The following is an 8197-nucleotide window of genomic DNA, read 5'->3' on the forward strand; positions in this document are numbered from 1 at the left end:
GTCAGGACAATGGCATGCGACGGGGGCCGCCGCTATCGCCGATCAGCGGCAATGCCTCTGCGCGCCGCTTGGCGGCACTCCTCAGCGCCGATAGCGGCACGGTGAACGCAGCACAGGGGTTGCCATCGATGTTGAGCGGCAGTGGCAGACCGCTCGCGAGCATGCGTTCTTCCGGTTCCCAGGGAGATGACACGGCGGCCCAGGCGACACGGGCATGGGCGTGAAGCCAGCGATCGAGCAGCTGCTCGCCGGGGTTCGTAAAGGTGAGCCGACCGGTCGTGCCTACGCGCCGCAGGACCGTGCCAATCTCGGCCTCGAGCAGGCAACCAAGCGTCAGCCGTAAGGTCGAGCCGGCGGCATTGCCCCCGAAATGGGTCCTCAGGCGCTGGTGAATGTGGGATCGGCTGGGTGGACGGCCGTTGGTCGGCGGCTTTTTCGGGGAGATGCCGCAATAGAGCAACGTCCAGCCGGCGTGCCGATGGCATTGACTGGCGTTGACGCCGGCCGGGATCGCGTCGAAATACCAGGCGTAAATGCCCGCCTGGCGCGGGGCACCGTCGCGCACCGCAGTTTCGTCGGCGGTATAAAGCCGGTCCGGCTGAAGGAGCCGCGCGATGATCTCATCGCCAGCGAGGTGCTTCTTCCAGTCGCTCAACTGCAGCGTCTCATCAGGCAGCGGCGCGAAGGGCCGTCTCTTCCTTGAAGGAGAAGCGGCGCGCAACGCAGACACTGTCCCGGCGGGGGCCGCGGGAAAGCTCCAGCGTCAACAGGCTGTCATCCTGAAAGGCGGGGCTCAGCTCGAGTTTTAGATATTCGAACAGCTGCCTGTCATGCACGGCGATCATGATCTGGCGGCCATGCTCCTTCGACAAGGTCCTCAGCAGTGCGGCGAAATGCGCGATATGCACATCGTCCATCGACTGCACGGGATCGTCGAGGATCAGCCACGGAAGTTCCTTGGGAACGGACAGATGGAGCGCCGTGAACAGGGTGAGTGCTGCGGTGTTGAGATTGCCCGCACTCAGCATCGCGCCCGGCGTGCCGCCGGCTTCGCCGCCATCGCGATGCTGGGTGATCAGCTTTGGCTGCAATTTCTGGGTCGACGCCGCCGGGATTCGGAAGGCCGGTACGAAGGGTTCGCCCGGGGCCAAGCGAACGAAGAGATCCCGCCATAGGAGATTGAGACGCTCGTTGAATTCGCGGCGGATGATCCCCGACCGGACCTTATCGACCGCGTTACGGATCGCTATGCCCTGGTCGCGCAAGAGCTGCGCCCGACCCAAGGCATCTTCGGCCCGCTGCCACGCCGCGGCGTCGGCCGAGATACGAGTCTTCGCCTGTTCGCGACGGGCAATCGCCGAACGCGCGACCGCGAGATGATCATTCCCCCTTCTGCGCAGAGCGAGCCGGCCTTCCAACCGCTCCGCACTGGCGGCCAGCATCTGCTCCAAGCGCGAGGCGGCCGCATGGAAGGTTTCGCCTTCCGCGATCGCGTCTGCGTCGATCGATATGGCAAAAGCGCTCAAGGTCTCGCGCGACGCGGCCAGGGAGACGTGCCGCGACTGGGCGTCGGTGACCGCCCGCCGCGCCGCCACATCGGCCGCCCGCAGGTTCGTGCCCTCGCGCAGCGCATCGAGAAGACCTTCCAGCTCGGCGATCACGGATCCGGCCGCGGACAAGCGCCGGTCGAGGTCGGCAATGGCTTCATCGGTGAGCTTGCGGCTCCCGATCGCTTCAATTTCGCGATCCAGGCGCTCGATCGTGACCTGAGCCTCGCTGCGCGTCCGTCCCAGGGTCAGCAAGCGCTCTGCCGACGCGGATAATATCCGCACCTTGCCATGCACATGCTCGCTCAGAGTACCGCCCTCGACCTCGTCGAAGTCACGATCGCAGACGGGACAAACCTCGCCGTCGATGAAGGACGTCAGCTCGGCGAGGGTCGACGCAAGGCTGCCGGCGCTGGCCGATAGCCTTCCGACTTCCTCGTCGATCGTTTCGCGCTGGCGGTTGGCCACGTCGCGCTCATCCTGTGCTTTCGTATGCCGCTCAATATCGGAGCGCGCCTGGGAAACGCGGTCGCCCAGCTGCTTCTGTTCCGATCGAAGCCGCTCCAAAGCTTCGTCCGCAAATTGGCTTGGGTCACTCGGCAGCGAAACGTCGACCAACAGGCCCTCGGCACGCTGGCGGGCGGTTGCGAAGCGCTCGCCAAATTCGGCTTCCCACAATGCATATCGCTTGCTCGCTTCGTCGGCGCCGATCGCGGCTACACCGGGATTCTCGCCCGTCGCGACTTGCGCGCTGTCGATCTCGCGCCGGATCGCGGCCAGCCGGCGCTGCTGGTCGGACAGGTGGGCGAACGCATCCGCATCCGCCGAGTCCGCCAACGCTGCGGCGACGTCTTCCAGATTATCTTCTGCGACCTTGATCGGAAGTTCGAGCGATGCGCAAATCCGCACTAGCTCGTCGATGGCGAGTTTCACTTCGCCATCGAGCGCGTCGTGGTTCTTGCGATGATCGCTCAGCAGCGCTTCGACGCGCGATTTTTCATTCTCTGCCGCCAACCAGCCGTCGACGGACTTGCGGACATTCCGGACATCGACCAGCGGCTTGAGACCTGCCTCGAGGGCATCGAGCCGATCGAGACCAAGGAGCTTGCCGACGAATTGGGCCAAAGGCGATGCCGCATCACTACCGGCATCCTGGTAGATCTGCAGGAGCTGGCCCAGCAGCGATTGTGGCAGGAAGGCCCGCTCGCGGAAGAAGGTCGCAAGCTCCTTGTCTAGCGCATGGATGGACTGAGCGCCGTCGGCGGTCAGTACCGCCTGGTAACCCTCCTCCTGGGTGCCGCACAGCGTCTGCAGGATCACGCTGCCTTCGGTCGCTGATCGGTACAGCAACTGCTTTTCGTAGCCGGGATCGGCGCGCTCCAGCGATTGGACCTTCCCGGTTAGGGCTAATTCAATGGCAGACAGGACACTCGTCTTTCCGGCGCCATTCTCTCCGTGGAGCAACACCACCTTGGCGTCGAGCGGCGCATGAATATGCCCCCGGATGCTCCGGAAGTTGGTGATGTCGAGGCTCTTGAGGATGCGCTCGGTCATGACGGCTCCTCCTCACCTTCCGGCTGAAACGATTGCGTTATGATCAGGGCGACGGCATCGGTGACAGCCTGTTCGCCGCCTTCCGCGGCGGCGAGGGCCGCGTCGACAAGCGCCTTGCTGGTGTCCGCGGGGAGCGCACGGACCAATTGATCCAGTGCAGGGCCCACTCCGGTCTCAGGCTCCGCTGACGCCACGGGAAGTTTGAGCGGCAGAAGCACGCGAATGCGATCATCTAGCTGTCGCTCGGCGGCTTCGTCCACAGGCTTGCCTTCGGCATCCAGCGACACCGCCTCGACCTGCAAAACCCGGCATGTCTCCGAGAGGGCTTCGACGCCGTCCGACAACACCGCACCGGCCAGGATGACCGTGACGACATAGCGCGACCCGGTGACATCGAGAGCGCGGCTCAACGCCTCGATCCGCTGGCGTACCCTGGCGCCGTCGCGATCTCCGAAATCCCCCGTGGTCGTGTCGACCAGCAGGACCAGATCGAGTGCCCGGCCATCGCGACCCCGCATGGCGGCCGTGAACGCGAAGTCGACCCCGGCCAATTTGAACGGCGTCGACAGGTCGCTATAGCCCGCTATGCGAAGGCGCGCCTGAATGGCGAGCAGGATCGGCGAGGCGCTCACAACATCATCTCGGCGACGAAATGTTGTTGGAGCTCCACTGCATCCGCGCTGCGCGCGATGAGGTCGGCGATGCTGACATGGGTTTCTCCAACGACGCCCGTGCGTCCGGGTGCCGAGCGAACGCGGCGCGCGCTTCCGCCACCGCCAACCATGCGCTGCCACACGTCATCGCCATGCACGACGATCGCATTGTCGTTCGCAAAGGCGCCATTGCTCTGTAACTTGATCGCGTCCGCCGCTGATTTGACAAGGAACAGCGGTCGATCGACGCCGCCAGGCCGCGATGCACGGGCGGTCATCGCGCCAGCATCGAGGTTGGCGGAGACCGGCGCACGCAATTCCCAATGTCCCGACGCCCGCCCATGATGAAGCAGCGACAAGGCCACCCCAAGCTGGCCCAACCCCATGGCCTGAGCATTCTGATCGGCTGCGATCAGGTTGAGCGGCGATCCACATAGGGCCTCATACATATCCGGGTGGACAGGTAGGGCGCCGCTTCGGAAAATCGACAGCATGCGTGACCAGAGAGCGATTGCTTGGTTCGCAAAAGCGATACGATCCCGTGCCCCGGTTATCGGGACAGCCAGATCGGCAATGTCATCGCGCAGACTACCCAGCAGCGGAGCGAGTGCAGCCGCAATGGCCGCTTTGCCGTCTGCCGCCAAGGAAAGCTCCATCAGCCGTGCCAGTTTCTCGGCAAGCAGCTTCAGGACCAAGGCGATCAGCACCTGTTCGCCCCATGCGCGAAGCAAGGTGGCGTCGTGGAGGGTGGCCGGATCGGCGTTGTAGGTCGGACCGTAGGCGATGCGCAGCACGTCTCGCTGGCCCCGCTGGATCGTGTCCTCGCAAAAGACATAGGCCGGGGCATCGGGCGCGCATGGCCAGGGCCAGGCATGAACGGCTTTCGCCTTGGAAAAGATCGTCTGCAGATTGCTGTCCTGGATCGACAGTCCCAGGACCAAGGTCTTCTGCGCCGTCGCCAGTCCGACCACCGCATTGTGCATCGCCGTGAACGTCGCATTTTGCGGCCAGTCCATGATCTGGGTGTGGCTGCCCGTCAGATAGGGGCGGAACACCTGCGGCTCGCGGGTCGCATGCACGATGCAGCCATGAAATTTGTAGAGCCGGGCGCGGCCGGCGGGGCCACGCAATTGGTTGGGATCGACAACGACCTGGAGCATGCCGGCGACGCCGTTGCTCAATCGGTCCACCGCCGCTTCGATGAAACCGTCCCAGTTCGCGGACGCGACGGACTGCACCGCCCCTTCCAGGATCAGGATCGCGATGCACAGATGTTCAGCGGCAGGCGGCGCCGGATGTTCAAACGCCCGTCGGATATCGATCGCATCCCAGAGGATGAAATCGACGTCCGTTCCTGCGATGCGGATATCGAGGACCTCGGAATATTTGTTCCAGAGCCGATTTATGATCGCGTCATGTTCGGGCCAATCGGCAAGCGCCTGCCCGAATTGCGCTTCGAGGGTGGCGGGAACGATCTCGGCGAGAGTCAGCGCTTCATCAAGCGCCGGGCGATAGGCTGCGGCGGTGCCGGGGTCGATCGCTCGTACGCGAATATAGTCGAAAGCTCGCTCGATGAGAGCGCCGAGATTGGGGGCTTTGCGGGAGATGCCCGATCCGACCCAAAGCGCGAACTCGCCGTTTTCCACGGCGCTCGCCACCGAGGCGAACGCTCCCTCGAGGTGCGCCAGCACCTCGCGCACGGTGATATCAGTGGCTGTCGGCAGCGCCACGTCTGTCAGTCCCCCCTAGCGGCACGCACCCACGGCCCCCTCGACAGCGACCCTATTCCTCCGAGCGCCCTTGTCCAGCAACAGAATAACCGAATTGGCATACGACACCGATATTAGGCTTAGGACCACTCAGTATTTCTCGCAGCGCATCGCCCGTTGGTCCCGTGCGCTCTTAGTCTGTCTCCGCCTTCGCAGCTCGTCGTCGCGCGCTCTCGAAGAGGTAGTCAGGCACGGTTTCGTAGGTCGGCATTTCATCGTCCAAAGGCATGACAAGTGCGCCCGACCAGAGGATACTCGTCTCATAATAGGGTCGGCAAAGCCATTCATCGTCGATCCACTTCCAATGTGTTGCCTCCGGTGCCAGCGAAACGGGAAAAGAGTGGGCGGCAAAGGGATTGTGGAACACCTCCAGCTCAGCGCACCAGGGTTCGTGTCGTGACGGCCAAAAAGAGAGATATTCCTCGCTCGCGACATCGAGGCAGAAGGGCACGCCCTTGAACACGTCCAGTCCACGATCGAAGAGTTTGCCGTATCGGACGTAGCGGCGATGATAGTTTGGCGCACCTCGGGTGATCATCACGCGGTTGAATTTGCTCAACGCACAGGCGTTGCTGAATATGACCGCCGATAGGCCGCTATAGACGTCGTCGCGGAATAACCCCGCCGGAAAGGCGGAGGGACCCATCAGATGCGAGACCTCCTCCATCATCGGCGCGCGCACGCCGCCTGTCTCGCCAAAGCTGACCCCGGTGCCGGTCAGATAGCCGATCAGCGCTTCCCGGCTCCACATCATCGAAGCCGGTGCCTGAAAGTCCGCGAGCGCCAAGACAAATGGTAGCCCTCGGACGTGATCGAGCTCGTGATAGTTTCGCTGCAGCTTGCTTCCGATCGTCTTAGCAAACCTCACCGCTGCCGGGCCGAAAAACAATTCTCTCGTTTCACCGGGCTGGAGGCTGATCCGGGCGTTGACCGGCTCGTACCGCTCCTCCGGATTGGCGGTCACGGCTTCGACCCACGCAACTTCGCCCGCTTTGTTCTCGAGCCGAAAGTCAGGGGATTCCAGGGGTTGCGTGACTCGCAATCCCTGCTCGCGAAAGCTCGCGAGAAGCTGCGCCTCCCAAAGCCGAGCGTTGAAATTCTCGGTCTGGCAGTCAGCCGCCCATTTACGATCGGGCCGTGGCAGCGACAGATAGAGCTGGTTCAGCAGCCAAGCGGCATTGTGATAGGTTTCGGTTGTCAGCAAGCGGAACACACTGCCGGGTTCACGGCCCTTCAGATCGTATAGGGCAGCCCGCCTCGGTGTCCCGGGAGGAACGGGTTCGGGTTGACCGTCTTCCTTCAGTTCGATTTTCGCCCGTGCCCGGACACGATCCATGTCCGGAAAGGATTGGTCATCGCAGGTGATGGCCCAGACCCCGTCAACGCGGCGAAGCATCACCAGGAGGCTAAGCGCTCCCGTTCGTTCGTGCCGGCGAATGATTGCGCAGGCTTTCTGATCGTCGGCCTGCCACAGCTCGACGGGGACATCGTCCCCGAACGCATGGCCGCGGGTAACGCGAGCGCGAAGATGTCGAACTGGCCCCAGGCGAGTTGTTTCATATAGCGTTCTTTGGCTCTGTGGCCGATCCCGTGGTCGTAACCGCCCCAAAGGGAGCGCCCAGCCTGATAGCATCATCGACTCAACGGCAAGAACCACGCGGCTGCAATTTGAGCTGTAATATCGATCCGCGGCCTGGTGACGGCCGGCAAGTCCCCCGATCGGGCCCTAATGGCACCAGAGAGGCACTGACGTCGAAATGGACGATGTTCGAACTTAGCGGCCGAGCCCGCGCCGACTGATTCTCGTGCGGGCGGAGGCCCGCATGACACCGACCAAATTGCTCATCGGACAGATCATTGTCGTCTTCGCCATTGTGTTGGCGGGGGTCTGGTTCTCGACGCAATGGGCAGCCGCTGCGTTGGCGTATCAGCCCGAGCTCGGGCGGCCCTGGTGCTTTGCCTTTGGCCGGCCGGTCTACGCGCCATGGGCACTATTTCTCTGGTGGTTTTCGTTCGAGGCTTATGCCCCGGTCATCTTCGAGAAGGCTGGGGCAATCGCCGCCGCGAGCGGATTGGTCGGCTGCAGTGCCGCAATCCTCGGCTCAGTTTGGCGCGCGCGGCAACGGAATAATCTGACGACCTATGGATCGGCCCGCTGGGCCAGTGCCAAGGATATTCGCGCGGCGGGATTGGCGACCGATGCTGGGGTCTTTCTCGGCCGGACGGGATCGCACTACCTGCGCCATGACGGTCCCGAACACATCATGGCCTTTGCCCCGACGCGAAGCGGCAAGGGCGTCGGTCTGGTCATCCCGACCCTGTTGGGTTGGTCCGGCTCCGCGGTCATTCACGATATCAAGGGCGAGAATTGGCAATTGACCGCCGGTTGGCGCCAGCGCTTTTCACACTGCCTGCTGTTCAATCCGACCGATGCCCGTTCGGCGCGCTACAACCCGTTGCTCGAGGTTCGCCGCGGCATCGATGAGGTACGCGACGTTCAGAACATCGCCGATATTCTGGTCGATCCCGAAGGGGCGCTCGAGCGCCGCAACCACTGGGAAAAGACCAGCCACTCTCTGCTCGTCGGCGCCATCCTTCACATTCTCTATGCCGAGGAAGAAAAGACGCTCGCGCGGGTGGCGTCCTTCCTGTCCGACCCGCAGCGTCCGTTCAC

General features: G+C 63.3%; 6 protein-coding genes. 1 reads left to right on the forward strand and 5 read right to left on the reverse strand.

Annotated features, from left to right (window positions below; genetic code table 11):
• Position 1: 1 nt before the first annotated feature.
• The 5 genes from ACETPF_RS20380 to ACETPF_RS20400 all read right to left on the reverse strand — a co-directional run bounded on the left by ACETPF_RS20380 (position 2) and on the right by ACETPF_RS20400 (position 6922).
• Positions 2–655, reverse strand: a complete 654-nt coding sequence (locus ACETPF_RS20380) for a GIY-YIG nuclease family protein (RefSeq protein WP_373936443.1) — start codon at positions 653–655, stop codon at positions 2–4.
• A gap of 13 nt (positions 656–668) precedes the next feature.
• A complete protein-coding gene (locus ACETPF_RS20385) occupies positions 669–3101 on the reverse strand; it encodes an AAA family ATPase (protein ID WP_373936444.1) in 2433 nt (810 codons plus the stop codon).
• Positions 3098–3733, reverse strand: coding sequence for a hypothetical protein (locus tag ACETPF_RS20390; RefSeq protein ID WP_373936445.1), 636 nt, complete (start codon positions 3731–3733; stop codon positions 3098–3100). Before ACETPF_RS20390 ends, ACETPF_RS20385 begins: the two co-directional genes overlap by 4 nt.
• The gene (locus tag ACETPF_RS20395) at positions 3730–5484 is read right to left on the reverse strand and encodes an SIR2 family protein (RefSeq protein WP_373936446.1); all 1755 of its coding nucleotides are present in this window, start codon (positions 5482–5484) and stop codon (positions 3730–3732) included. The genes ACETPF_RS20390 and ACETPF_RS20395 overlap by 4 nt, the downstream gene beginning before the upstream one ends.
• 172 nt (positions 5485–5656) lie before the next feature.
• The gene (locus ACETPF_RS20400) at positions 5657–6922 is read right to left on the reverse strand and encodes a hypothetical protein (RefSeq protein WP_373936447.1); all 1266 of its coding nucleotides are present in this window, start codon (positions 6920–6922) and stop codon (positions 5657–5659) included.
• Between the two features lie 424 nt (positions 6923–7346).
• Between ACETPF_RS20400 and ACETPF_RS20405 the strand changes: the two genes are divergently transcribed.
• Positions 7347–8197 (forward strand): type IV secretory system conjugative DNA transfer family protein (locus ACETPF_RS20405; protein WP_373936448.1); only part of this gene is annotated, 851 nt, incomplete at its 3' end.

This window comes from Sphingobium agrisoli (genome assembly GCF_041877245.1).
Lineage (GTDB): Bacteria > Pseudomonadota > Alphaproteobacteria > Sphingomonadales > Sphingomonadaceae > Sphingobium.

Bases quoted from the DNA above. Each gene is read 5' to 3' on its own strand.
- ACETPF_RS20385 (WP_373936444.1), bottom strand. From the start codon at position 3,101: ATGACCGAGCGCATCCTCAAGAGCCTCGACATCACCAACTTCCGGAGC.